The 25,539-nt window shown below is 41.4% G+C and carries 19 protein-coding genes and 1 pseudogene; 14 read left to right on the forward strand and 6 right to left on the reverse strand.

The window, feature by feature from the left end:
* Positions 1-40: 40 nt before the first annotated feature.
* Together HYD28_14160 and HYD28_14165 are read left to right on the forward strand one after the other, a co-directional pair.
* A complete protein-coding gene (locus HYD28_14160) occupies positions 41-1,273 on the forward strand; it encodes a DUF3754 domain-containing protein (protein ID QLE10006.1) in 1,233 nt (410 codons plus the stop codon).
* 141 nt (positions 1,274-1,414) lie between these two features.
* A complete protein-coding gene (locus HYD28_14165; GenBank protein QLE10007.1) occupies positions 1,415-3,454 on the forward strand; it encodes a S9 family peptidase in 2,040 nt (679 codons plus the stop codon).
* Positions 3,455-3,487: 33 nt separating this feature from the next.
* Here HYD28_14165 and HYD28_14170 read toward each other — a convergent pair whose 3' ends face one another.
* Positions 3,488-4,618: an ROK family transcriptional regulator gene (locus tag HYD28_14170; GenBank protein QLE10008.1), complete on the reverse strand. Its 1,131-nt coding sequence runs from the start codon at positions 4,616-4,618 to the stop codon at positions 3,488-3,490.
* A 154-nt stretch (positions 4,619-4,772) separates the two neighbouring features.
* Between HYD28_14170 and fucP the strand changes: the two genes are divergently transcribed.
* The 7 genes from fucP to HYD28_14205 all read left to right on the forward strand — a co-directional run bounded on the left by fucP (position 4,773) and on the right by HYD28_14205 (position 12,311).
* Complete coding sequence (fucP, locus tag HYD28_14175; protein QLE10009.1) at positions 4,773-6,086, forward strand: L-fucose:H+ symporter permease; 1,314 nt, start codon at positions 4,773-4,775, stop codon at positions 6,084-6,086.
* Positions 6,087-6,145: 59 nt separating this feature from the next.
* Positions 6,146-6,517, forward strand: coding sequence for a hypothetical protein (locus HYD28_14180; GenBank protein ID QLE10568.1), 372 nt, complete (start codon positions 6,146-6,148; stop codon positions 6,515-6,517).
* Complete coding sequence (locus HYD28_14185) at positions 6,517-6,897, forward strand: hypothetical protein (protein ID QLE10010.1); 381 nt, start codon at positions 6,517-6,519, stop codon at positions 6,895-6,897. The genes HYD28_14180 and HYD28_14185 overlap by 1 nt, the downstream gene beginning before the upstream one ends.
* 84 nt (positions 6,898-6,981) lie before the next feature.
* Positions 6,982-7,752: a transporter substrate-binding domain-containing protein gene (locus HYD28_14190; protein ID QLE10011.1), complete on the forward strand. Its 771-nt coding sequence runs from the start codon at positions 6,982-6,984 to the stop codon at positions 7,750-7,752.
* 211 nt (positions 7,753-7,963) lie between these two features.
* Positions 7,964-9,847: an acetate--CoA ligase gene (locus HYD28_14195; protein ID QLE10012.1), complete on the forward strand. Its 1,884-nt coding sequence runs from the start codon at positions 7,964-7,966 to the stop codon at positions 9,845-9,847.
* A 106-nt stretch (positions 9,848-9,953) separates the two neighbouring features.
* The gene (locus tag HYD28_14200; GenBank protein QLE10013.1) at positions 9,954-11,621 is read left to right on the forward strand and encodes an asparagine synthase; all 1,668 of its coding nucleotides are present in this window, start codon (positions 9,954-9,956) and stop codon (positions 11,619-11,621) included.
* Between the two features lie 120 nt (positions 11,622-11,741).
* Positions 11,742-12,311, forward strand: a complete 570-nt coding sequence (locus HYD28_14205) for a DUF2799 domain-containing protein (protein QLE10014.1) — start codon at positions 11,742-11,744, stop codon at positions 12,309-12,311.
* Here the strand turns inward: HYD28_14205 and HYD28_14210 are convergent.
* Together HYD28_14210 and HYD28_14215 are read right to left on the reverse strand one after the other, a co-directional pair.
* Entirely contained in the window at positions 12,297-13,979 is a 1,683-nt protein-coding gene (locus tag HYD28_14210; GenBank protein QLE10015.1) for a diguanylate cyclase, read from the reverse strand. The genes HYD28_14205 and HYD28_14210 overlap by 15 nt on opposite strands.
* A gap of 111 nt (positions 13,980-14,090) precedes the next feature.
* A complete protein-coding gene (locus HYD28_14215; GenBank protein QLE10016.1) occupies positions 14,091-15,407 on the reverse strand; it encodes a DASH family cryptochrome in 1,317 nt (438 codons plus the stop codon).
* Positions 15,408-15,645: 238 nt separating this feature from the next.
* Here HYD28_14215 and HYD28_14220 point away from each other — a divergent pair, with 238 nt between their 5' ends.
* Positions 15,646-17,283, forward strand: a complete 1,638-nt coding sequence (locus HYD28_14220; protein QLE10017.1) for a hypothetical protein — start codon at positions 15,646-15,648, stop codon at positions 17,281-17,283.
* On the opposite strand, the gene HYD28_14225 is transcribed toward HYD28_14220, so the two are convergent.
* Positions 17,280-17,753: a VOC family protein gene (locus HYD28_14225; protein QLE10018.1), complete on the reverse strand. Its 474-nt coding sequence runs from the start codon at positions 17,751-17,753 to the stop codon at positions 17,280-17,282. The genes HYD28_14220 and HYD28_14225 overlap by 4 nt on opposite strands.
* Positions 17,754-17,821: 68 nt before the next feature.
* The gene (locus HYD28_14230; GenBank protein QLE10019.1) at positions 17,822-19,078 is read right to left on the reverse strand and encodes an MFS transporter; all 1,257 of its coding nucleotides are present in this window, start codon (positions 19,076-19,078) and stop codon (positions 17,822-17,824) included.
* 247 nt (positions 19,079-19,325) lie between these two features.
* Here HYD28_14230 and HYD28_14235 point away from each other — a divergent pair.
* Both HYD28_14235 and HYD28_14240 read left to right on the forward strand, forming a co-directional pair.
* Positions 19,326-21,696: pseudogene (locus HYD28_14235) on the forward strand (TonB-dependent receptor).
* Positions 21,697-21,811: 115 nt separating this feature from the next.
* Entirely contained in the window at positions 21,812-22,744 is a 933-nt protein-coding gene (locus HYD28_14240) for an alpha/beta hydrolase (GenBank protein QLE10020.1), read from the forward strand.
* A 121-nt stretch (positions 22,745-22,865) separates the two neighbouring features.
* Here HYD28_14240 and HYD28_14245 read toward each other — a convergent pair whose 3' ends face one another.
* Positions 22,866-24,233: a DUF839 domain-containing protein gene (locus HYD28_14245; protein QLE10021.1), complete on the reverse strand. Its 1,368-nt coding sequence runs from the start codon at positions 24,231-24,233 to the stop codon at positions 22,866-22,868.
* Positions 24,234-24,488: 255 nt separating this feature from the next.
* Between HYD28_14245 and HYD28_14250 the strand changes: the two genes are divergently transcribed.
* Both HYD28_14250 and HYD28_14255 read left to right on the forward strand, forming a co-directional pair.
* Positions 24,489-24,959, forward strand: coding sequence for a DUF4920 domain-containing protein (locus HYD28_14250; GenBank protein QLE10022.1), 471 nt, complete (start codon positions 24,489-24,491; stop codon positions 24,957-24,959).
* Positions 24,952-25,521: a PepSY-associated TM helix domain-containing protein gene (locus HYD28_14255; GenBank protein ID QLE10023.1), complete on the forward strand. Its 570-nt coding sequence runs from the start codon at positions 24,952-24,954 to the stop codon at positions 25,519-25,521. The genes HYD28_14250 and HYD28_14255 overlap by 8 nt, the downstream gene beginning before the upstream one ends.
* The last annotated feature ends 18 nt before the right edge of the window (positions 25,522-25,539 follow it).

Consider the following 25,539-nt stretch of genomic DNA (forward strand, 5'->3'; position numbering starts at 1 on the left):
ATCATCTATGCGGATTCTGTTTAATACATTTACTAGCATAATGACTAACACACGATTTATTCCTTTTCGAAAACACGACATTATTAATCTTTGCCAAGTCTACTTGGGCGAACGGCAGAAAGCGTCATTTATAGAGTTTTGTGTATTACTACAAAGCGTGACACATTATCAATATCACGAGCTGTTGGAATCATTAAAAGATAATTACGCGCCATTTGACCCAAATAGCGACACCCGCACACTAAAACCGATTACCAACGAGCAACGTGCCTGCTATCAATCTGCGTTTGCAAAAGATTTTGCCACGGTACTCAATGCTGCCAACTTTGAAACCATTACCAATCAAGACTTACAAGACGCGCTTAATGAAGAGTCATTATTTAAAGTACGTTTGGCCGTTGAGTTTGATGATTTTGCTGAAGTGGTATTTTACCGTCGTGGCGAATCGCAAAAAACCGAGACTTTGCGAAGCTTCTGGGGGCTTAAGAAAAAGCAAATTCAGTTTACTAACTACGACCGCGTTGCCGTATTCATCCGCTTTAAAGACGAGCAGTATTTTTTAAAAAAAGGCAAAATGCCGCTAGGCTTTGAGCCAAACTCAACTATCGTCAAACTATTCCAGAATGTACCAAAAGCCGATTTAGAAATGCTGTTTCCCAATAGTGAAGTAAAAATGCGCCCTATAGATAAACTCATTATTGGCTCATCAGCACTAATTGGTGGTGCTGTAGTTTTAGTAACAAAATTAGGCGCCTCAATTCTACTTCTTATTGCTATGATTGCTTTTTGGGGTGGTTGGCGTAGTGAAGAAGTGCACATGAGTCAGCAGCACTTTATAACCTTTGCAATCGGCATGGGAGTGTTTGGCAGCTTTATCTTTAAAGAGTGGAGTAAATTTAAAAACCGTAAAATTCGCTTTATGAAAGCACTGGCCGACAACTTATATTTTAAAAACTTGGATAACAATGCTGGTGTTTTTCATACCCTTGTCGACGCAGCTGAAGAAGAGGATGTTAAAGAAGCTCTGCTTGCCTACACCTTTTTATTAAAAGCCAACACAACAATGAGCGCAGAACAATTAGATAAGAGAATTGAGCAGTGGTTCAACGAACAACACAATTGCCAACTCGATTTCGAAATTGATGATGCCTTAAACAAGCTCGTAAAGCTTGAGCTGGTTAATCAGCAAGATGACGTTTATACAGCAGTTGATTTAGATAAGGCCAAACAGCGCTTAGATACGCGTTGGGATGACTATTTTAAGTTTTCCTAAGCCTTTAAAATCAGCTACTAGCACGCACAAATAGACTTTGCGTTAATTCAACTGGGGTAAATGCAACTTTATCTCAATGTGCTTGCGCACAGAATGCTCTGCTTTTAGGATAAAATTTTACGGCTAAAAAAAGACCATTCCATGCAATTAAAAAAAACAATCCTCATTGGAGCCAGTTTGCTATGCGCAGCAACCACGGCTCAGGTATATGCTAACGACAAGTTTGTCTCAGAAGATATTTTTCAACTTGAATACGCAGGTGACCCACAAATAAGTCCAGACGGTAAAAAAATCGTTTATGTGCGCAGCGGCTACGACATCATGAAAGATGGCAACAAGCGTAGCTTTTGGCTGTACGATATAAAATCAGGCCAACACACACCGCTTTTCTCTGATGAGCATAACTATAGCCAACCTACTTGGTCTCCAGATAGCAAGAAAATTGCTTTTACCAGTAACTCAAGCGGCTCAAATCAACTTCACGTTTATTGGTTAACGCAAGACAAACAAGCATTATTAACGCAACTGCCAAAATCAGTACGTAACTTAACCTGGTCGAATGACTCTGAGCAAATTGCTTTCACTATGAGCATTCCTGAAGGTAAATCTGCGTTCGCTAAATCAGTAAAACTGCCGAAGAAACCAAAAGGTGCCGAGTGGTCAAAACCTGTTAGAGTTTTTGAAAAGGCACGCTATCAAGCTGATGGCGCTGGCTTTTTAGAGCCTTCATATCGTCACGTTTTTGTTATTCCGGTTTCGGGTGGCACACCACGTCAGTTAACATCGGGTGATTATCAGCATTATGGCCCACTAGCATGGGATCCAAGTAACACAAAACTGGCTTTTTCTGCAGATCGCAATGATGAGTGGGAGTACCGCACAACTGAGTCAGACCTTTATGAAATTAATGTAAAATCAGGTGAGCTTACGCAGCTAACTGATTTGCCTGGCCGTGAAACTAAGCCTCGTTACGCTAAAGACGGTGATGAACTTGCCTTTGTTGCCCGTGACAACGCGCCTGTGCCTTATATTAACTCAACACTATCTATGCTCGATTTAGATGATAAATCAATCAAGCATATTACTGAAAAATTAGACCGTTCAGTGGCTGATTATAAGTGGTCAGGCGATGGCGACTTTGTTATTCAGTACGATGATTTTGGTAAGCGTAAGCTCGCTAAAGTAAACAGCCGCGGTAAGGTAACTGATTTAACTGATACCGTGTCGGGCACTTCAATTGGTCGTCCGTATATCAGTGGTAGTTTCAGCATGGCCAATAATGGTGCCATTGCTTACACTACTGGCAGTGAATACCGCCCAGCTGATTTAGGCTACCTTTACAAAGGTAAAAAGAAAACGCTCACTTCATTAAACGAAGATGTGTTAGGTCATAAAAAGCTTGGTAAAGTGCACGAGCTGAATGTTAAATCGCAGTTCGATGGCCAAGCAATTCAAGGTTGGTACATCACACCACCTGATTTTGATGAAAGCAAGCAATATCCATTAATGGTTGAAATTCACGGCGGCCCACACCTGGCCTATGGCCCAAGCTTTACTGCTGAATTACAACGTTATGCCGCTGAAGGTTACGTGGTTGTGTATGTTAATTACCGTGGTTCAACAAGTTACGGTAAAGACTTTGCATTACTGCTAGACGGTAAATACAGCTCTGAAGAGGACTTTGCCGATCATAACTCTGCGGTTGATGCGATGATTGCTAAAGGCTTTATCGACAAAGATAACTTATTTATTGCTGGTGGCTCAGCAGGTGGTATTGCAACGGCTTATGCTGTTGGTTTAACAAACCGCTTCAACGCGGCTGCGATTACCAAACCGGTGATCAACTGGTTAAGTAAAACTCTTTCAGCTGACAGCTACATTGGTCAAATTCGTAACCAGTTCCCTGGCATGCCTTGGGATAATGTTGAGCATTACTGGAAACGTTCGCCGCTTTCATTAGTAGGTAACGTAACCACGCCATCATTGATCATGACAGGTGAAGAAGACCGCCGTACGCCAATTTCAGAATCAGAGCAATTCTACCAAGCACTAAAACTGCAAAAAGTAGATACCGTACTTATTCGTGTACCAGGCTCGCCACATGGTATTGCAGGTCGTCCATCACGCATGATTTCTAAAATTGAATACACGCTTGCGTGGTTCAAACAATATCAGAAGTAATAATTTAAACAGGAGTGAGCTGCTCACTCCTGTTTAAAAATAATGACGACTAAGCGCGAGTTGAGCAGAACCTATCGACTGCGCTTTTTCTCCACAAATACCTAAACTCACTTCACACGAGCGCAACCCACGACTATCTAACTTTGTAAATGCTTCAACAGATAGCTGTTTGAGCAGTTGTAAAGCCTTACTTGGCAGTGGCGAATCAATAATCACCGCTTGCATATCTAACAAACTCAAACTGTTATGCATTGCTAGGCTTATTGCCTTCGCAGCCTGCTCTAGCCAAGGGCTAATAAGCGCTTTATGAGCAATAAATTGACTTTCTGTTAGTTCATAGACCGATATATTTAGCTGTCGTTGATCAAATAACGTCTGTAGCGTCAATAGTGAACACTGACTAAGCAATTGCTCTCTTTTAGTGTTAAGCATCGAACCAATGGCACCAGCATTGCCACTTTTTCCCTCCAGAACTTGGTTATTAATAACCACTGCGCCACCTAAAAAAGCGCCTAGATAAACATACAAAAAATCATTGTAATTTTTGGGGTTGCCAAAACTTAATTCAGCACAGCAAGCCGCATTATTGTCGTTACTAATAAAAGCAGGTAATCCAAACTGGCTTTCTAAATAGGTTTTTAAGTCAAAATTCTGCCATTGCGACAACGAACTTTTGCAGCTCTCCATCGACGCCTGCCATTGCCAAATATCAAACGGCATAGCGACCCCTAAACCACACACACGCGCCCTTAATTCAGGCTCTAGTTGAGTTTTTAATTGTGGGATATGTATTTCTAAAAATGCTTTAAGTTCATCGACAGAGGGCTCTTCCACTTCAACTGATATGCTGGCTCTTTGGTTACTTTGTAGGTCAACTAAAATAAGGTCAAAACGACGTCGACCAATTTTCAAACCAAAACTAAATGCGCCATCTGGGTTGAGTCTAAACGGCACGCTAGGCTGCCCTACTCGTCCCTTTAAAGGTGCTCCTCGCAGTAATAAGTTGTCTTCTTCTAGCTTATTAATATTTACCATCGCAGCTTGAGCAGATAAAGATAGCGCCTTAGCTATTTGCGCTTTAGGCATACTTTCATGCTGCCTAATTAAGCTTAAGATGGCACGTTCGTTACAGCTTCTCACTGTTGGGTTTAGACTGCGATTCATAACATCCTTCATAGTAAAGTCTCATGAGCGGCCTATTAGACCTGTTTGTCATACTATCTGCCACTATAAATAATAAATCAACCTAGTTGATTTATTATTTATAGTCGTGAATACTGTCGCTTACAACAATATGAACACATTAAACTGGTGAGCTATGCAAACACAGTCCGCTATTGTATCGCGCCAAATGCTTTGGCCTTTTATTCTACTTACAATTTGCTTTGCAGCTTGGGGCACTGCAGCCAATATGACAGACCCATTAGTTAAAGTTTTTAGCAAAACATTTTCGATGAGTGCGCTGCAATCTGCCTTAGTGCAATTTAGTTATTATGGCGCTTACTTTTGCTTGGCTTTACCCGCTGCAATGATTAACAGACGGTTTAATTACAAAACTGGGTTGCTAGTTGGTTTAGCCATGGCCGCATGTGGAGCATTACTGTTTTATCCCGCCAGCCAAACCATGCTCTATAGTCACTTTTTATTAGCCTTGTTTATTCTTGCGGGCGGTTTGTCTATTTTAGAAACCTCTGCAAATCCTTATGTTATGCAGCTTGGATGCGAACAAACAGCAACTCGCAGGCTCAACCTAGCCCAAGCCTTCAATCCTGTGGGTACTAATATAGGTGTGTTTTTGGCTGCTACTTTAATCTTGCCAAACTTAAATCAAGCAGATAGTGCTGGCCGCGCCCTAATGAGTGAGGCGCAATTAAAAACAGTTGTGAGTGCTGAACTTAATGCCGTAATGGTGCCGTATGTCGGTATGGCGTGTTGTTTAATCTTGCTGTGGCTATGTATCTTTTGTAGCCGATCGCCTGCAACAGTAGCAAAAGCGGCAACACCAGCTCGAAAGCTTAAAAAAACCTTTCAACATTTGTACCAAAATAAGCATTATCGATTTGGTGTGCTAGCACAGTTTTTTAATGTTGGAGCCCAAACTTGTGTGTGGACTTACACCATCGGCTATACGATGGAAGCTCTTAACACAACTGAAGTTACGGGCGGCCAAGTCTTACAGTATTCTATGTTGGTGTTTTTAGTGTCACGCTTCTTTATGACTTGGCTAATGCGCTTTATAAACGCGGCTAAATTGCTCCGTTTTATGGCCTTAGGTGCAGCCGTACTTTGTTTTGTTGTTGCAACCCAAGTTAATTTAGCTGGTGTGATAGCACTCGTTGCTATTTCAAGTTGTCTCTCTTTGATGTTTCCAACTATTTACGGGACGGCACTTGAGGGTTTAGGCGATGATGCAAAGGTCGGCGCGGCAGGCTTAGTTATGGCGATTTTAGGAGGAGCATTTTTACCCCTGATCCAAGCCGCAACTATCGATGCATTTAACACTGCTGTGTCATTTGTTGTTCCGCTCATTTGCTTTTTGGTTGTAGCTTTATATGGTCACCACAGCAAAGTAGCAGCTCACTTCGTTAAGCAAACTGATATAAAACTCCACGCAGGGCAGTTGCAGGACTAAACGCATCAATGAGATAATGCACCTCGTTTACCTACTTAAGCGAGGTGTATCATCAATTAATGGCACATATTACATTTTTCTTGGTCAAATTTTTGGCCTTTTCTGTTGGCTGTTTTGCCTGCTTTTTGCTTCATGACCAAGCCAATGTTGCCCTTGTTTTATCTGCCGCTGTTACCGGTTTAGTTGGCACATTTATTCCTTTCCCGGCTCGTTTTGGAAATCACCCTTATGCAGCTATTTACGCAGGAAGCTTTGCCGGCATGTGCTCATCAAGTTTAATTGATAGTTACTGGGAACTAAGTTTTATTTCTTTGATCGGTGCCTGTCTTTATATGCTAACTATGAATCTATTTGCAGGTTTTGGTGGTCGCCTTGGTAGTGTTGCCTTTGCCAGTGTTGCTCTGTTTATGATGGCTAAAGGAGTCTTATAGTGGATATATTTATAGCACTAACAGCTTTAGCAGGTGCATTATCTACCTACCTAATAGCACATCATAATCGCTTTGATGCCATTCGAGCATCTGCTGCCTCAAGCATTATTGCTTATGGCATTTTGAGCTTATTACCAGTAAATTTAGCGCTTTACTCTGTGGCATTTTTTGGCGGGACGTTTATTGGTATGAGCGCACCAAAGCGCTTTGGATTCTTCACGTTAACTATTTCTTCTTTACTATTTTCTATCTTATTTGAATACTTAGTCCCTCTATTGGATGGCTATGGTGGTGCACTAGGCTTGAGTGCCTTTTTATCGGTCTGTATTTGCCACATAGGCATTTTAATGGGCGCACCACGCAGTAAGAAAAGCAATTAAATATTCCAGGCCTTTTAAAAGCCTATACCTTTGCATTAAGATTTATTAGTATGTTAATTGTTTATTTATAAATAATGGATATTTATGCCGTTTCGCTCATTACTGATTGCTATCATGCTTCTGTGCATCAGTTGTGCAACTGCTGCGGATAATTTGACCTTTATTGCTGAAGACTTGCCTCCATACCACTTTATTAATCAGCAAGGCGAAGCAGATGGCGCACTTATAGAAGTTATTGAAGCTACTTTAGCGCAGGCAGATCTAGCGGGTGAGTTTAGAATAATGCCTATGGCTCGGGCTTTTCATGAGCTTGAAAACAATCCAAACATACTAATGATCTCGCTTTTAAAAAACCCAGCTCGTGAAGCTAAATTTAAATGGCTGGGGCAAACGTATTTCTCTGATGCTTATTTAGTTGATCTGGCTTCTCAAAGTCAAAACCATGAAGTACAAAGCCTAAAACAAGCTGAGAAATATCGCGTTGCGACTATACGTGGTTATTCCAGCGAACATTATTTAAAGCAAGCAGGATTTAGTGAAGATAAAAACTTAGTGTTAGTAAGTCATTATCATCAGCTGTGGCAGATGCTTGAAAAAGAACGAATCGATTTTGTACTAACCAATACACTCACCCTGCAAAATGAACTTGTTTTATCAAATGTAGAAGCTAAAAAAATTCATAAAAGCCTTCACTTAGATGACTTTCCTTCAGAGCTTTATTTAGCTGCAAACTTGAATTTAAATCCTGACACGGCAATGAGGTTAAGCATTGCACTTTCGACACTTAAAGAAACAGGTCAATACCAAGCCATTTTAGAAAAGTGGCAGCTCCCTCTACCCACAGCCCCTAAATAACGCAAATTTGAAATCATTTTTTAATTCGAGAATAAGCATATCTTCCCGAAAGTTGATTGATTTTGTAGCTAAATTTCAATAACACCAGCTATCTTTCCAAGAATAAATGAAGCTGATGCCGACCAAGGTCGCATATTATTTAATCAAAATCCCCCTTATATTTTTTTATACGTTGTACAAATCTCTCACTAAAAAGTATAGGAGCCTCATTATGGCGGGCGAATATCAACAACAATATCAACAATTTCAGCGCAATCCGGGCCAATTTTGGCTTGAACAAAGTAAACGGGTTCCTTGGTTTAAAGAACCTAGTACACCCTATCAATATGACGATAATGATTTTTATCACTGGTTTGCTGATGGTCAGCTAAACACTAGTTACCTAGCCCTCGACCAACACGTCGAAGCAGGTTTTGCAGATCAAATCGCTCTGATTTACGACTCCCCTGTTACCAATACTAAACAACAATACAGCTATGGCGAGTTACAAACTCAAGTTGCCAAATTTGCGGGACTTATGCAGTCCCTTGGCGTAAGTAAAGGTGACCGTGTCGTTATTTATATGCCAATGATCCCACAAGCCGTTATTGGTATGCTGGCATGTGCGCGTCTTGGTGCCATTCACTCAGTCGTATTTGGTGGTTTTGCACCGCACGAGTTAGCAGTTCGTATTGATGATGCAAAACCTAAACTTGTGCTTACAGCGTCTTGCGGGGTTGAAGTCAACCATGTGATTGAATATAAGCCTTTGCTTGATGAAGCTCTCGAAAACGCCAAGCATGTAGTTGAACACTGTGTTGTATTTCAGCGTGAACAAGCTATTGCCGAGATGCAAGATGGCAGAGACATCGATTGGCAATCAGCCTCAGATGCAGCGAGCGAAGTGGGTGCAGTGCCAGTGGCAGGTGATGATCCGCTTTATATCCTTTATACCTCAGGTACGACAGGAACACCTAAAGGAGTGGTTCGAGAAAATGGGGGTCATGCTGTCGCAATGCATTACAGCATGGAAACTGTGTATGGTATGAAACCCGGCGAAGTATTTTGGGCCGCCTCTGACATCGGTTGGGTCGTTGGTCACTCTTACATTGTTTACGCGCCACTTATTTATCGCTGCACTACAATACTATATGAAGGCAAACCAATTAGAACACCTGATGCAAGTGCCTTTTGGCGAGTGGTTGAAGATTACAAGGTCACCGCATTATTCAGTGCCCCTACTGCGTTTCGCGCAATTAAAAAAGAGGACCCTACAGCCGAGGGCTTCAAACAATACGATACCTCTAGTTTAAAACGCTTATTCCTTGCTGGTGAGCGCTTAGATCCACCAACTTATGAGTGGCTCAAAGACAACACAGGCTTGCCAGTGCTCGACCACTGGTGGCAAACAGAAACAGGTTGGGCTATCGCTTGTAATCCAATTGGTATCGAGCAACTTGCAACTAAACCGGGCAGCTCAACGGTACCGACACCGGGCTTTGATGTACAAATTCTTGATATGAATGGTGAGCAGTGCGCTGCAAACGAAAGTGGTGCTGTGGTCATTAAACTGCCCTTACCACCTGGATGTTTACCAACAATTTGGCAAAACAATGAACGTTTTCAAGCGGGCTATTTAAACGAATATCCAGGTTATTATCTCTCTGGTGACGGTGGCTATATTGATGATGATGGTTATCTGTTTATTATGGGCCGTACAGACGATGTTATTAATGTCGCAGGTCACCGCTTATCAACAGGTGAAATGGAAGAAATTGTGGCTGCTCACCCAGCTGTTGCTGAATGCGCAGTGTTTGGTGTTAACGACGCACTAAAAGGCCAATTACCGATGGCGATGATTGTGCTCAAAGACGACTACCTCGGTGATAGCAAAGAGGTGGAGCAAGAGCTTATCCACACTGTCAGGCATCAAATTGGCGCTATTGCCTGTTTGAAAACAATCGTTCATGTTGAGCGCTTACCAAAAACCCGCTCAGGGAAAATACTCAGAAAGAACTTACGCCAACTGGTCGATGGTGAAGAACTACAAATTCCATCCACCATTGATGACGCGAGTATTTTTGATGAGATCAACCAACAACTTAACAATCGCTGATCAGCTTTTGTAATGTTACCCAAAGGCCTTGTTGTAAGGCCTTTATTCGTTTTGGCCTACGCCTTGCAACTTCACTAGTAAGTTAGCAAACGAAAAGGTAGTTAACATGGCTGTTATCGCAGGTTATATCCAATTCAATGAATTAGGCAAAACAGAATTTCATTATATTAATCAACTATCTGATGCATTTAATCGCTATAAAAAAACAGATGTTAAGCGCTTTGATTGTGAGAATGGAGCTATTTTTCACTATGATTTCGATGCATACCAACAAGCAAGTTGGTTGCAAACTGAGTCGCAAATTGCAACGCTGATTGGCCATCCTTTACTCAGCAGCTCCCGTAGTGATGATTTAAAGGCCATGGCAAATGCAACCTCACTCAACACCTGTTTACAGCAGTGTGAAGGGGTTTTTAGCTTTTGCCAGTTTAATAGCCAATTAGGCTGCTTAGTACTTGCTACTGATCCACTTGGGTTAAAACCATTTTATACCTTAAAAACTGCACATGGCTTACTATTTTCGACCAACTTAGGCTTATTTAAACAGTTGAGTATTGAGCTTGAAAGCGATGCAGAAGCCCTCACTGAGCTTGCTGTGCTTGGCTACCCGCTTCTTGACCACACACCTTATAAAAACATTAAATGCTCATATCCAGGCGAAATATTACGGTTTGATGTCAGCCATGGCGTGGTAAAACAACGTTACTTTGACTGGGTCGCCCTTGCCAAACAAAACCATGAGGTGACAGATGCAATTGATGGAGTCACTCAGGCTTTTCGCAGTGTTGTTACAAAAGCGATGCACACCGATAAAAAAGTGCTGAGCACCCTCTCTGGAGGTCTAGATTCGCGACTAATTAATTGTGAACTGTTACGCCAAGGGGTTGAGCTCAAATCGTTTAATTTTTCAAAGTCAGATAGCCAAGATCTCTATTGCGCAAAACAATATGCTTCGCAAAACGCCCTTAAGCTTGAAGTAGTGCAAGTACGAGATACGCAAAAGCTTTCTGTTGAACAGCGGCTTGGTAAATACTGGCGTAAGGCGCATCACAATGAATATAAAACCGTTACAAGACCACAGATCAGTTGGTCAGGAAATGGCGGCAGTGTTGGCTTAGGTGCCGTATTTTATGGCGACGATATTTATGCAGCAGCAAAAGAAAACAATCTTGATAAACTCATTCAAGCTTATTTAGATCAGCAGTACGCTTATTTGCCAAAGTCAGTAGTTCATAATGCGGCTATGCTGCAACAAAAATTAATAGATAACCTAAAAGTTAGTTTTAAACCCTTGGCTGAATTACCACTCGAAAAAGCATTTCAGCTATTTTTACTTCTCAATGATCAACACCATCATTTGAGCATTCCAAATGAGCAAGTATGCGACTTTAAAATGGAGTTCTTCCATCCATTCTATTCATGGAAAGTACTGCAATATCCTCTAGCTGTCCCTGTTGAATATGTACGTAAACACCGCTTTTATCAGCGCTGGCTGAAAACCAGTTACCCACGAGCCATGCTTGCACCATGGCAAGCATACCCAGGTCATATGCCTTGCCCAATTAAAGTAAACTACCAATCACAATGGCAATTTAACAATAACAACCTGATGCGTTTTGGCGAGCTATTTAAGTTGTGGTACGAGATTATGCGCTTTGACCGCCATCAATTGATCAAACGCAGTCACTTTACTGCGTTATGCTTATTACAATTAGCACACTTAAAAAATGCACAGTCAAATATTCGCATTGCTCAGCGGTTCTGTCAGTGGTAATTAAAAGCGTGTAATGCCCTCAACTGAGGGCATTATTACGAAATACAAAAACTACTTTCTAAAAAAATACATTACAGGCTAGAATCTAGTCAGTTATTAATAATTTAAGCCGAGACTTTAATGAGAAAATGGACACTTCCTCTGCTGTCATTAATCGTATTAGCAGGCTGTACCTCTGTCAGCAAAGATGAATGTTTGCAAGCCAATTGGCAAGGTATAGGTTATAAACATGGTGCTGATGGAACGGAATATCACGATGGGCTAGATGCATTATCGCAATGCGGCGAATATGGCGTTAGTGCTGATATTGCTGAATATAAAGTGGGGTACGATCTGGGTCTGGCTGTATATTGTGAGCCCGAAAATGGTTTTACCCTTGGCATACAAGGGGTCTCTTACAATGGGGTATGTAACAGCACCGCTTTTCGTAAAGCATGGCAAGAAGGAAACGACAGATATCAAGTACAGCAAAGGCTGGCATACATAGATGACCGAATTGACGATATTGACCGGCGCTTAAAAAATATTCGCGCTGAGCTTAATAGCAATCAGCTCGATAATGGCCAACAAAAAGAGTTGTATAGAGAACGAAAAGATTTAGAACATGAACGCAAAGATTTACGCAAAGAGCGCGCATTGTTACCTCTTTTAAATAAACTACCTAGTGTCGAAATATCAACCCAATGGTGAGGCTTTATGTTTAAGCTTCATCTGATACATTTGCTCGTCAGCATTGGCGAGTAACTCTTTCGCGTTTTTACCATTCTCTGGGTAAAGCGCGATTCCAAAACTAGCACTGACAGGCACTTTGGTTGCGTAGCGCTTTGCTACGTCCTCAACCGCTTTTTTGCAACGCTCAGCAATGTCTTGGCAAACCAAATGTTTCGATAAATTCGGCAATAAAATGACAAACTCATCGCCCCCAATGCGGGCTAATATATCCTTATCACGTAGCTGAAGTGAAAGCTGCTCACTGATTTCAAGAAGTAGATTATCGCCCTGCTCGTGACCAAAGGTATCGTTCACCAGTTTAAAGTTATCAAGGTCTACATAAATCAATGAAAACCAATTTTCTTCACTTGTCGCACTAAGAGTAAGTGAATGCAACTGGATATCTAAACCACGACGATTTAAAAGCTTAGTGAGTGGGTCTTGATTAACTAATTGAGCAAGTAGCTGGCGCTTTTCTACAGCTTGCGAAATATCATCAAATGCCCCAATGAAATGACTAATATGGCCATGTTCATCATACAATGCATCGATAGTTAACAGTTCAGGAAATACTTCACCCGTTTTACGCTTGTTCCATACTTCACCTTGCCAGCGGCCACTCTTTAAGAGAACTTCCCACATCTGTACATAGAACTCTTTTGGCTGCTGATTAGCTGAAAATACGGATGGATTTTTTCCGATGACATCCGATTTTTTAAACCCGGTTATCTGCTCGAATGCAGGATTAACATCCACAATTTTAGGCTCTGCCGTTGTAATCAAAATACCGCGACTAGTTGTTGAAAAAACCGCTGTAAGCAGTTGTATTTTCTCGTTCCTTTTTACTTCTTCTGAAACATCTTCGATATAACCATTCCATTCAACGCTTCCATTCACACGGGCTATGGGTGACGATTTTCCTTCAACCCAAATCACACCTTTTTTTGGGTGATTAACTCGGTATATCTCGTGCCAATCACATAATTCTACTCGTGATTTTTCAATGCTTTTAACAACTCGGGCTAAGTCATCAGGGTGAATAATCTGCATAATTAAATCTGCAGATTTTTTTATTTCATAAGCAGTACAGCCATAGATATCAAAGACTTTTGAACTAGCAAAAGGAAAACATGCCTTACCGTTTTTATCGACTACATACTGATAAACAAACCCGGGTAAGTTATCAGTAAATTTTTGCAACTTGGCATGTAAAAAATCAATTTCACGCTCTTTTAACCACTGCTCAGTAATATCGATATGAACACCAAGCATCCACTCTGGATTACCATCTTCATCCCAACTGTGCACCTTTCCTTTATCGAGCACCTTAACCCAATGTCCCTGTTTGTGTTTCATGCGCGCTTCACAGATATAGCGCTCTGACTCCCCTTTGAAGTGAGCATGTAAAAGTTGTTCTGATTTTGGCAAGTCGCCTGGATGAGCATAGCTGAGCCAGGTTTCAATTGAAATTGGCGATAACTCTTTCAGTGTATAGCCGATAATGTTCGCCCATTTATCATTGAAAACAGTTTCGCCTGTTTTTACATTCCAAAGCCAAATTCCCGCATCACTACTGTCGAGAATTAGCTGAGATAGGTCAAAACCAAGCTGCGATTTTATCGCATCATACCCTTCACTAAATACCATAATTAGCCTTGTTAACTAGGCCTTTCAAAATTAAAGCAAGCCTTAATTATTATTCTAGTTAACAAAATAAAAAATACTAAAAATCCGTGAAGAATATTGATCTAACACAGGCTATGAAGATATCGGCCAATCCACCTCATTGACACTATCCACACTGTTTGTAATTGTTTGCTCTCCTTGCCATATATCAATATAACGAGCCAAGGGGTCATATAGCGCTGTTTGCTTATTGATATGAAAATGCCGCCCGCCTCTAGGATCAACACCGACGCCCGCAATATATTGCCAATTCCCCCAGTTCGCAGCCACATCATAATCTATGAGTTGTTGTTCGAAATAGGCCGCGCCATAACGCCAGTCAAGAGCAAACTCATTAACCAAACAGCTTGCCGCAATTTGCCGCGAACGGTTAGAAATATAGCCTGTAGCGTTTAGCTCATGCATTATTGCATTTACCAAAGCAAATGGTGTGCACCCTTGGCACCACGCATTAAAACGGTGACTGTTAAAAGTGGTCAGTGGCGCACTGTGCTTTAGCCCGTTAAAGTGGAAAAGTTTTGCGCCAATTTGCATTGCGTGCCATTTAAAGTATTCGCGCCAAAGCAATTCAAACTTTATCCAATAACTAGATTCATTAGCAACGTTTTGCAATTCATATATTTCAACTTCTCTGTACAGCTGTTTTGCGCTAATTTCACCACCAGCAAGCCATATACTAAATTTAGTACTATTGCTAAAACCGTCTAACTCATTACGTGTTTCTTTATAACTGCTCGGCGCTTTTGACGAAAAGTACTGACGACAATGTTGTTGGGCAGCAATTAAACCACCTTTAAAACTACATGACCTAGTTGGGGCATCATCAACAGTGTTCTCAGGGCATAGTTGTACGGGATGAGGTAAGTAACTTACAGGCTGCAGCGGCGCTGCTATAAATGTTGACTCTGCTTCTACCTTTTTACGAAAGGCTGTAAAGTTTTTAGGTAGGTTATCAAGTTGGAATGGCAAGTCACTTTCTTTAAACAAGGTATCTTGCTGATAGGTTTTCACTGTTACTTGAGGGCATAATGCTTTGATTTTGCCAAGCAGTTTTTGCTCATAAGTACCAACCTGCTCAGTACAAACCAATGCTTCAATTTCATATTTTCGCAAACGCTGAGTTATAACTTGCTCTGGCTCTCCGGTGATCACATGTAGAGTTTGCCCAAGCTTCTCAAGCTCTTTTGCAAATGCAGCTAGACTCCCAAGTAAAAAGTTGTACTTGTGCGTGCCATACGGTTTTGACTGAAAGTTAGTTTGCCTAAACCAGCGTGGTTCAATCACATACACTAAATCTAGCTCGCCGTTAAACTCAGCTAATTCAGATAAAATTTCATTGTCGACCAAACGTAAGTCATTTTGCAGCCAGTATAAAACACGCTTTTTCATTATTTACTCTACTAGAAACTTTAAAAACTCATACGTAAGCCGACAATTTAAAGATTAACTTCGCCATAATGAGTTAGCACACGGCTTATTAATCAACACCTTATAATATTCAATAAAGTTTAAGTTTTAGTTAAGTTTTTCTTAAGTTAGCGATTTTATGCTGAGAACTGTAAAGAATTTAAAAGGTTGATAAAGCAAACAAGCTGCGTCTCCTTCGTATTTAGTAGGCATAATAAAGATGAATAAAATAACACCTGTTTTATTATTAACATGCACTGCTACAGGGACAGTATACGCAAATGAACCTTTAAGCTTAGACGTCGTCTGTGAAGTAAAAAGTAAACCAACTGCTGAGTTAAGCGAAGAAAAAGATATCACTGTTGATAAACTCAACATTGATACACATACGATTTTTGATCCAAATGATCCTGAAACAACCGCTCTACATCGCTTTATAAACTGGCTGCACATAGATACCAAAAACAAAGTTGTCAGTGAGCAAATTACCTTTAAAGAAGGCGATCTAGTCAGTGAGCGTCAACTGCAAGAAGCAGAGCGTATTCTACGCAGCAAAAAGTACTTAAGAGATGCCAAAGTTAGCTATACAAAAGACTGCCTTGAAGATGAACCACGCGTGGTACAAATAGATACGTGGGACACGTGGAGTTTATTACCAACTATTAATTTTGGCCGTAGTAGCGGCAATAACAAATACAGCTTAGGCTTTAAAGAAGAGAACTTTTTGGGGTACGGGATCCGCGCATCATTAAAGTATAAATCAGATCACGAACGCTCAGGCTATCACTCTGTGCTGCAAATGCCTGTTCCTTGGCAGCCTCATGCGACCCTCACTTTACAAGCTGATGACTACGATGACGGGCAAGTCTTTTTAGTGGATTATCATCAGCCTTTTTATCAACGTAGTAGTGACGCACTGATGCGCTACTTTGCCAAGTCACAAAAACAAAAAAGCTATATTTATCAAAATGGACTGACTCGTTCAGAATTTTTCACTGATGAATTAATCGCACAGTTCGCCTATGGTGGAATTTTGTCACAGGACAGAAAGCAAACCTTTCACTGGCTAGCTGGGATTGATTACGAAGATGTTAGTTACCGCCCTTTCGATACAAAACCTTTACCCGCAGGTCTTAGCGATTACAGTATTGCTGCGCCGTGGGTCGGATTACATTGGTTAGAAGACAACTATACTGTTTTACAGGATATTGACCTCATAAACCACAACGAAGACGTTAACCTAGGCTGGGAGCTAAACTCAAAGTTTGCTATAGATACCGTTAATTTGGGGCAAGGATTTTTGTTTGATACTAATCTCACCAAAGCTTGGTTTAACAATAACACTTTGTATCGCTTTGCCACGGGTATCAAGGGCAATGTAGGTACTGAGCTTGATGACCGCTTTGCTATATATTCAAAAGCACAAATGAACTATCGCTGGTCAGATGCATTTGCCTTTTATGCTCATGTAAATGGTCATTGGCAAAACCATGAGTTTGCAGAGAAACCGCTGGCTGTTGGCGGTGAAGAAGGCATGCGAGGCTTTCCAGAAAGTTACCAACATGGTACTTCAAGCTTACAAGCAACTGCTGAGCTAAGAATGTACCCAAACATCAATCTATATCAGTTTGTGGATGTTGGCTTTGTCGGTTTTGTCGATGTAGGGCAAGCATTCGGCAGCACTGAAACGGCGAATATTTCAGATTCAATGCTAACCAGTGCTGGTGTGGGTATTCGTCTATATTCATCGCGTTCAAGTAACGATAACGTTATACATATCGACTTTAGTTCGCCTCTTGGAAGTTATCAAGATGTTGATTCGTGGCAAATAGGAATGTCAGTAGAAACAACCTTTTAAGCATCTTGTTCTTTACTCATGAGTTCCCCCATGCGCTCGATTAGCTCTTGCTCTGTGAGGTCTTCTTTATGCGTTGCAATATTCCAGATATGACCAAATGGATCGGCTAAAGTCCCCAATCTGTCACCATAAAACTGATCATGAACCGGACGTAACTCTTTTGCACCTAACGACAACGCTTTAGCAAAGACAGCATCGACATCCTCAACATAAAGCATCATATTTACAGGGGTGCCACCAAGCTGCTGTGGAGATTTATATTCCATTTCAGGGTAAGCATCAGAAAGCATGATGTAGGAGTCACCTATTATTATCTCGGCATGTGCAACCCCTCCGTCAGGCATAGGCATTTGCATTACTAGCTCAGCAGCAAACGCCTCTTTGTAAAATTCAATAGCTTTAGAAGCGCCTTCAATAATCAAATACGGGGTGACCGCATGAAAACCTTTAGGAATTGCAGAAACAGCCATGTTAAACCTCAATGTTTAATGTTTGAGCTATAAAGGTAGCAGCTGTTCTGCATTTTCACTTTATATATTTACTTAGATAATGGATTTGCAAAATCAGGTCTAGGTAGCTTTTCAAGAATGGCGTATAAATAAATCACGACTAGGCATAACCCTCCCGCAACAAAGAACAAGGTTGGACCACCGTAATAATCTAAAATTAAGCCACCACCAAGCGGTGCAAAAGCAAAACCTAAATCATAAAACGAAGCTGCGCCAAAGTACGCACCACGAAGGTGTGATGGCGCGAGTCTATCAAGGTGAACATTCATAGTCGGAAATAAAATAGTCTCAGCCAAGCTCATGACCACTATCGCACCTATCCATCCCCAGAACAGGTCTATCGGATTGAGTGCCAACCAAAATTGCGACCCCATTAAAAGTACCAAACCGATTTGAATACGCACTGTTAAGTTAAATCGCGCCATCATTCTCAATAGCAAAAATTGACTTGAAATAATCACCATCGCATTGGTAAAAATCAGCGCAGAAATCAATGCAAGTAAATCAGGAGCTTCTGCACGAGTCAGGTATTGTATTAGTGAACTATCCATTTGCGCGTAAATAAACATGCACAAAATATTGGCTAAAATTAAACATTGCAACAGCTTATCAGCAAACAAAATGCGCAATAATTGCTGGCCCTTTATTTCTGGGCTTTTAGTTTCAACCTCGTCGGCTGCGGCGCTATTTTTTGACGCTTTATCACTAACATTGAAACCCCAAACAAGTAGTACTAACAAGATAGCAAATGCGCCTGCGGTAATATAAAAACTTGACTGCTCGCCTGTTAAACCCAGCCATACGCCTGCTAATGGACCAACCGCACAACCCACATTAACGATAAAATACAGCGATTGCATGGCAAGCTCACGAGTTGCTGCATCGTCAATAATATCACCAATTGCAGCGCTGGTTAATGGCCGCCAAAGCGCGGTAGCAATCGAACATAAGGTCATCACAATCACATAGCCTGCCACTGTTTCAACCTCAGCCAACAACGAGAAAGAAATGATATACAACACGCCTGTAATATACATCAGTGTATGACGACCGACTTTATCTGAAAGGCTGCTGCCAATAAAGCTGGTGAACACTGAAATTATGGCAGCACTGGAAAGCACCAAACCGACCTCTGTCGCCGTTAAAGCAAATTTTTCGTACAAGATAACCGCGAGAAATGGCCAAACCATATAATAGCTGCCACGGGTAATAAACGAGCCGAATAAGAAGATCCACATAAGAGAAGGAAACTGCTTAAAGCGCGCTAAAGAGATATCCGAATTCATTGTTTTAATTTTTATATTAATAATTAAAACACTATACAGGAGGTGAACCTGTCATGGATATTTAATCTAAATCTAGTTTGTAACACCGTATTTACTGGCTAAAAACTCAACTTAATCATAAATACTGTAAATTGAAACCGAAACACCTTAATCTAAATAAGAATAGTTATTGATTGTATTTTTAATTTCTGTAGTATACCCGTCGTTCCTTAAAAGGATAACCAACAAAAAGAACTGGAAATCTACAATGAAATCAATAAAACCAAGTTTACTGGCCCTTGCCATAGCAACACATTTTTCAGCCTCAGCTGACGACGCTAAGCCTAAACAAGATATGGAACGCTTAGTTATTACAGCAACTGGCTTTGAGCAAAAAGTTACTGAAGCACCTGCAAGTATTTCAATTATCACTAATGAAGATATTAAGTCTCACGCCTTCACCTCAGTGCTTGATGCAGTGCAGTATTTAGAAGGTATCGACATTGGCACAACCCGTGATAAAACAGGCCAAGGCAGTGTGAGTATGCGTGGTTTAACAGGCGAGTACACCCTGTTACTTATTGATGGTAAACGCCAAAATAATCATGGCGATATTTACCCAAACAATTTTGGAGGCAACGCGTTTAACCACGTACCGCCTGTCGATGCCATTGAGCGTGTCGAAGTTATCCGCGGCCCTGCATCAACCCTTTATGGTGCTGATGCGCTTGGCGGTGTAATTAATATCATCACTAAAAAGCATACTGATAGCTGGAGCGGTGCTGTTTCATTTAGCCGCTCATTACAACAAAACGATGATTTTGGTGATGACATTACCACTGACTTTAGTGTGATGGGGCCGCTGATCAAAGACGTATTAAGCTTAGGCGTACGCGGTAGTGTTTACGAGCAACAGGCATCATCACCGACATTTGAACCAGCTACCGACCCTAATGGCGTTGTTCATGTTCGCTCTTTAGGTTTTGGTAGTGGTGGGCGTACTGTTGATAACACTAATGAGCAGTATGGTATTACCCTAACTTATACCCCGTTTGATTCTCATCATTTACGCTTTGATTATGATAACTCAAGTCAAGTGTACGACAACACACCAAGCTACAACATTGAATCAGGCACCATTACTTACCCACTTGGTACTAAAGATAACATTGAATCTATTTGGCAAGATCGTCGTGGCCAAGTAAACCCGCGCGCAGGCTATGCTGCAGACCAAGAGTTTGATCGTGAATGGTGGTCACTAAGTTACGATGGAGAGCTTAACTGGGCAACGGTGAAGGCCTCTGTTTCATATGTTGATACGCAAAACAATGGCCGTACTTTACCGCTAAGTGTAAGCGAAACGATTAGAGCTGCAAGCTATGTACGATGGTACTGGCGAATACGAGGGAATGGACGAGCAAGCACGTAAAGACTTAGCTGAAGAAACTTTCTTACCACGCCCTACTCGCCCGCTAGAAAGCAGCCAATATACGTATGATTTACGCTTTGATATTCCTATCACTGGCAGCTTTGGTAGCCATAACCTTGCAATTGGTGGCCAGCTTATCGATGGTGAGTTAAAAGACGGTGTATTTGGCCTTGAAAGTGACCAAGCAGGTCAAGTGCAAGAGCAAAACATGTACTCGCTATTTGCCGAAGATAACTGGATGGCAACTGACAACTTTACCTTTACATTAGGCGCTCGTTACGATGACCATGATGTATTTGGCAGCCAAGTATCACCACGCGTTTATGGTGTATACAACATATCAGACACTTGGACGATAAAAGGGGGTGTCAGTACGGGTTATAAAACACCTCAAACAACTGACCTTTACGACGGTATCACCGGATTTGGTGGTCAAGGCACAAGCCCATTTGCGGGTAACCCAGATTTAGAACCTGAAACAAGTGTGAACTCAGAAGTTGCACTTTACTGGACTTCGCTTGATGGTGATCACAACATTAATGTGACTTACTACAACACCAAGTTTGAAGACAAAATTGCCCGCGGCGATACTATTTTAAGCTGTGAGCAAACTAATGATGTGCGCCCATGTGTGAACTTAGGTCAGTACGATCAGCTTGGCTACGATAGCTACAGCCAAAAGATCAATATCGACGAAGTAGACTTGCAAGGTGTTGAAATTGCAGGTCAATACACTATCACTAAAACAGTGTCTGTTAACGGTAACTACACGTGGACTGATAGCGAACAAAAGAGCGGTCCTGAAGAAGGTCAACCATTAACTAACTCAGCTGAGCACATGGCAAACCTTACCCTAAACTGGGAAGCGACTGACTTTATGAACCTATACCTACAAGGTGTATATCGTTCAGACCGTTATCGCGGTTGGGATAACGTGCACGACAAAGCACTGTACTACAAAAACTACAACCTACTTAATTTAGGGGCGCAGTTCTATGTAAATGAGTATGTGCAAATCAATGCCCGTGTGAACAACCTATTAGACGAAGATTTCACCTCTTATAGCACGAGCTATACCGACCTAAATGGCGATGGTGAATATGAGTACCTAACAGGTCGTGGTGTAGTTAGCGAAGTAACATTCACAGACGACTACAACGTTAAAGATAAAGGCCGTAACTTCTGGATTGGCGTTACCGCTTACTTCTAAACTCCCTGAAAATAGGCAGCACGTAGTTAGATGCTGTCTATTTTTCCTACTGTCACTAAACTGCCAACTTCACCTACTATGCTGATGATACCTGCGTAAGCTTATTTGTCAGTTTATGGAACATACCCTTACAGCCAGCGGTATCAGTATTAGTTATCAAGATGAAGGCGATAAAAATGCGCCGGTGATCATCTTAATTATTGGCTTAGGTGCTCAATTTACCGTTTGGCCAGAGTCGCTTTACTTTGGCTTGGTCGAAAAAGGCTTTCGGGTTATTCGTTTTGATAATCGCGATGCAGGGCTATCCACATCGTTAGATGAGTTAGGTAAGCCAAGTCTTGTAAAGCACTGGCTTAGCCGCCGATTACCCATTCGTGCAAAGCTGCCCTATTCGCTCGATGATATGGCTCGCGACGTAAAAGAGTTGATGGATGCTCTTAATATCAAAAAAGCACATTTAGTGGGTGCTTCTATGGGTGGTATGATTGCCCAAATTTTCGCAGCAAAATATAAAAAGCGCGTGCTGAGCTTAACCTCTATTATGTCGAGTAGTTCGCCCTTATCGTTTTCGGGTTCAAACATAAACCTACTAGTAAAGCTCGCAAAAATACGCCCCCGAAGCAGTAATAAGGAAGCCGCGATTGATTACAATGTTAGGCTAAACCAACTCATTGGCAGCCCAGCCTACCCACAAGATGAACACGCTTTATACGCCAACGCCGAGCGTTATATAGCGCGTGCCCACACTAATCAAACGGGTTTTAAACGTCAGCTTGCAGCCATTGCCGCAACACCCTATCGCGAGCAACTTTTAAAGAAGATTAAAGCCCCGACGTTAGTGATCCACGGCAGTGCTGATCCTGTCATGCCATTGTCTGCTGGTATCAACACCGCACTGTTAATAAAGCGCAGCAAATTAAGAGTTGTGCCCGGTATGGGCCATGACTTTCCACCCGCTTTAATGAAAAAAATGACTAAATGGATTGCTAAACACGCACATAAAGTCAGTGCCAATAAAGCCGCTAAAAATAAAGCTCTCAATACTTAAAGTCGCTAATTTTGGCTGTGCTGATGAGCACTTACTCATATAGGGTTTTCTATTATTCATTAATGATAAATTAGAGTCATAAAAAAGCCACTTTGCAGTAGCTTTTCAAAATAGGCTTTAACTAAACACTAAACTGATGCCATGGGCCTGTTATAGCGAGTGTCTTTGAAGGTGAGTAAACATTCACAAACAAAGTGCTACCATCTGGTGAGAAACAGGCACCTGCCAGCTCGGTTTGCGCAACTAAACGGGCAAAATTATAAACTTGGCCTTGCGGTGTAACACCACGAAGATGATTATCAACCACATCAGTATATTGGTCTTCACACACAATTAAATGACCATTAGGTGACACAGTAAGGTTATCGCCAAAGTTGTAGAAGGTTTTGCTGGTACTTTCTACAAACAACGAGATTTTACCTGGTTGCTCTGCTTCTTTTGCCGTGCCTTCAAACTCTGATGGCTGATATTTCATAACCTGACCAAGTTGCTTTTTACCGCCATTGGTACAGCAAAAATAAAGCTCTTTATCACCCCAGTGAATACCTTCACCACGGGCAAATAATGCCGCACCTTGTTTGTAACCGCGTAGGCGTAAGTCATCCTTCGGGCTTTCTGGGTTATCTAGATTGACCCACTCAACCTCTAGTTCTTGATGTAACACCATGGCTTTGTTATTCCAGTTACGGCTATCAAATTGTGGCTTACCTTTCACCATCATAGCCTGTAATTGCCCGCCTTTGTGTAGCTTGCCATATTCATTTGGAATAAATCGATAAAAGACGCTATCACCTTTGTCTTCGGTTAGATAAACAATACCTGTGCGCGGATCAACAGCAGCCGCTTCATGGTTAAATCGACCCATGGCTTTTAATGGCTCAGGTTTGATTAAGCCTTTGCTATTTGCGGGTACTTCAAAAATATAACCATGGTCTTGGTTAAACCCATCAGCTTTAGTATCAGTGGTTTCTTCACAGGTAAGCCACGAACCCCATGGCGTGATACCACCAGAGCAGTTACGAATTGTGCCGACCAATGACAGATATTCTTGCTCTTTTTGATGGGTTTTTAAGTTATAAACTATATGACTTGTACCACCCGGTAACGCCACACCGTCACTGTTGGTATCAAAAGCCAGGGGCGTTTTATGGTTGGCAATACTTGCTTCGGCTTTCGCTAAATCTTTTGGTTTTAACTCATGGTTTCGCACTAATGCGACGCGGTCATTACCAAGTGCTAGGCAGCCCATACCATCAGCTTTATCAGGTACCGTAAATCCATCAGACATTTTCTCACCGAGGCTTGAAACGACTTGATAACTAAAGCCCTCTGGTAAATCGAGCAATTTATCTGGATCAGGAATTAACGGGCCAAAGCCGACAGCCGTTGTTTTTAAATCTCCTAACGACACCTTACCTATGGCACTTTTTGATAATCCTAAAAAGGCTATTGTGCCCGCCCCTACTAAAAACTCTCGACGTGAAACCATGTTAACTCCAAGCTAAAAACCAGCTTTATCATACAAATAAAAAAGGCATTATAAAGCAATGAAACGATAAAAAGTTACATTATCACAATATTCACGAAATTGTCATAAAGCTTCTTATACCTGATAGTACCCCGCAGCATTAAAAACAATTGATCTACGCTTGATATAATTGCGAATAATTTATAATCTCATGATGCTTTTATCATACAAGTAAACCGCTTAAACTAAGACTTAATGTATTTCTAAGAAACAACTATGTTACTAAAATCAAAAACATTTATTGCATTCTCATTGGCGCTTTTAAGCTTTAGCCAACACGCCTTTAGCTTGCAGTTTGGCAGTAAAGTCGACAGTGACAAACTCATTAAAATTTCGACGGTTATGGCCACGCCAGACGATTACCTAGCAAGTCCAATTACTGTAGAAGGGACTATCACAGGGGTTTGCGAAAAACGTGGTTGCTGGATGACGCTTGCATCAGACAAACGCTTTGAAAACTTACGTATCAAAGTTGAAGATGGCGACATGGTATTCCCGATGACGGCTAAAGGTAGTAAAGCTATCGTAACCGGTAAGCTCGATAAAATTCAGCTTAGTCTAGGCCGCACTAAAGCGCTACTTGCTCACAAAGCGCAGCAAGCCGGCGAAAGCTTTAATGCAAATTCAGTGACTGAAGCCATTGCTATTTATCAGCTCGTTCCGAGCGGAGTTGAAATCATTGAGTAACAAATCAAGTATCAACTGGTTTAAGTTAAACAGAAACTTACACCGCGATATTGGTTATTTTTGTGTTGGTTTAGTGATTATCTTTGCGGTTTCTGGCATTGCAGTAAACCACAAAGATGATTGGAACCCAAACTACCAAGTAAGCCACCAGCAAATCAATGTGAGCGATGAAACTTGGCAATTAGATAATGACGAGTTGCTGATTGAACAAATTATTTCCCATGCTGATGTAAGCGAGCCGGTAAAGGCTTCTTATTGGGCGTCGCCGCAAGAATTTAAAGTGTTTTTAAAAAACGGTAACAACCTCAGCCTGAAACTCAATAAAGATATCATAAGCTATGAAGCCATTGAGCCTCGCCATGTGATTCAAGCATTTAACCGCTTACACTTAAACGAGACAAACGCTTCGTGGGTTATTTTTTCTGATATTTTTGCTGGGCTGCTGCTGTTTTTAGCGATCAGCGGCTTGTTTATGATCAAAGGTAAAAATAGCCCATGGGGCAGCCGCTCAGTATTAGTCATCTGCGGTATGCTGCTTCCAGCAGCTTATGTGTTTTTATAACTACAAAAAAGGCACTAG

Source organism: Pseudoalteromonas shioyasakiensis, from assembly GCA_013391845.1.
Taxonomy (GTDB): domain Bacteria; phylum Pseudomonadota; class Gammaproteobacteria; order Enterobacterales; family Alteromonadaceae; genus Pseudoalteromonas; species Pseudoalteromonas apostichopi.

Excerpts from the sequence above, each read along its gene's own strand:
- HYD28_14245 (QLE10021.1), bottom strand. The coding sequence starts at position 24,233 with ATGGTTTCACGTCGAGAGTTTTTAGTAGGGGCGGGCACAATAGCCTTT.
- HYD28_14180 (QLE10568.1), top strand. The coding sequence starts at position 6,146 with ATGGCACATATTACATTTTTCTTGGTCAAATTTTTGGCCTTTTCTGTT.
- HYD28_14250 (QLE10022.1), top strand. The coding sequence starts at position 24,489 with ATGTTACTAAAATCAAAAACATTTATTGCATTCTCATTGGCGCTTTTA.
- HYD28_14220 (QLE10017.1), top strand. The coding sequence starts at position 15,646 with ATGAATAAAATAACACCTGTTTTATTATTAACATGCACTGCTACAGGG.
- HYD28_14190 (QLE10011.1), top strand. The coding sequence starts at position 6,982 with ATGCCGTTTCGCTCATTACTGATTGCTATCATGCTTCTGTGCATCAGT.
- HYD28_14160 (QLE10006.1), top strand. The coding sequence starts at position 41 with ATGACTAACACACGATTTATTCCTTTTCGAAAACACGACATTATTAAT.
- HYD28_14165 (QLE10007.1), top strand. The coding sequence starts at position 1,415 with ATGCAATTAAAAAAAACAATCCTCATTGGAGCCAGTTTGCTATGCGCA.
- fucP (QLE10009.1), top strand. The coding sequence starts at position 4,773 with ATGCAAACACAGTCCGCTATTGTATCGCGCCAAATGCTTTGGCCTTTT.
- HYD28_14170 (QLE10008.1), bottom strand. The coding sequence starts at position 4,618 with ATGAATCGCAGTCTAAACCCAACAGTGAGAAGCTGTAACGAACGTGCC.
- HYD28_14230 (QLE10019.1), bottom strand. The coding sequence starts at position 19,078 with ATGAATTCGGATATCTCTTTAGCGCGCTTTAAGCAGTTTCCTTCTCTT.
- HYD28_14215 (QLE10016.1), bottom strand. The coding sequence starts at position 15,407 with ATGAAAAAGCGTGTTTTATACTGGCTGCAAAATGACTTACGTTTGGTC.
- HYD28_14240 (QLE10020.1), top strand. The coding sequence starts at position 21,812 with ATGGAACATACCCTTACAGCCAGCGGTATCAGTATTAGTTATCAAGAT.
- HYD28_14205 (QLE10014.1), top strand. The coding sequence starts at position 11,742 with ATGAGAAAATGGACACTTCCTCTGCTGTCATTAATCGTATTAGCAGGC.
- HYD28_14210 (QLE10015.1), bottom strand. The coding sequence starts at position 13,979 with ATGGTATTTAGTGAAGGGTATGATGCGATAAAATCGCAGCTTGGTTTT.
- HYD28_14225 (QLE10018.1), bottom strand. The coding sequence starts at position 17,753 with ATGGCTGTTTCTGCAATTCCTAAAGGTTTTCATGCGGTCACCCCGTAT.
- HYD28_14195 (QLE10012.1), top strand. The coding sequence starts at position 7,964 with ATGGCGGGCGAATATCAACAACAATATCAACAATTTCAGCGCAATCCG.
- HYD28_14200 (QLE10013.1), top strand. The coding sequence starts at position 9,954 with ATGGCTGTTATCGCAGGTTATATCCAATTCAATGAATTAGGCAAAACA.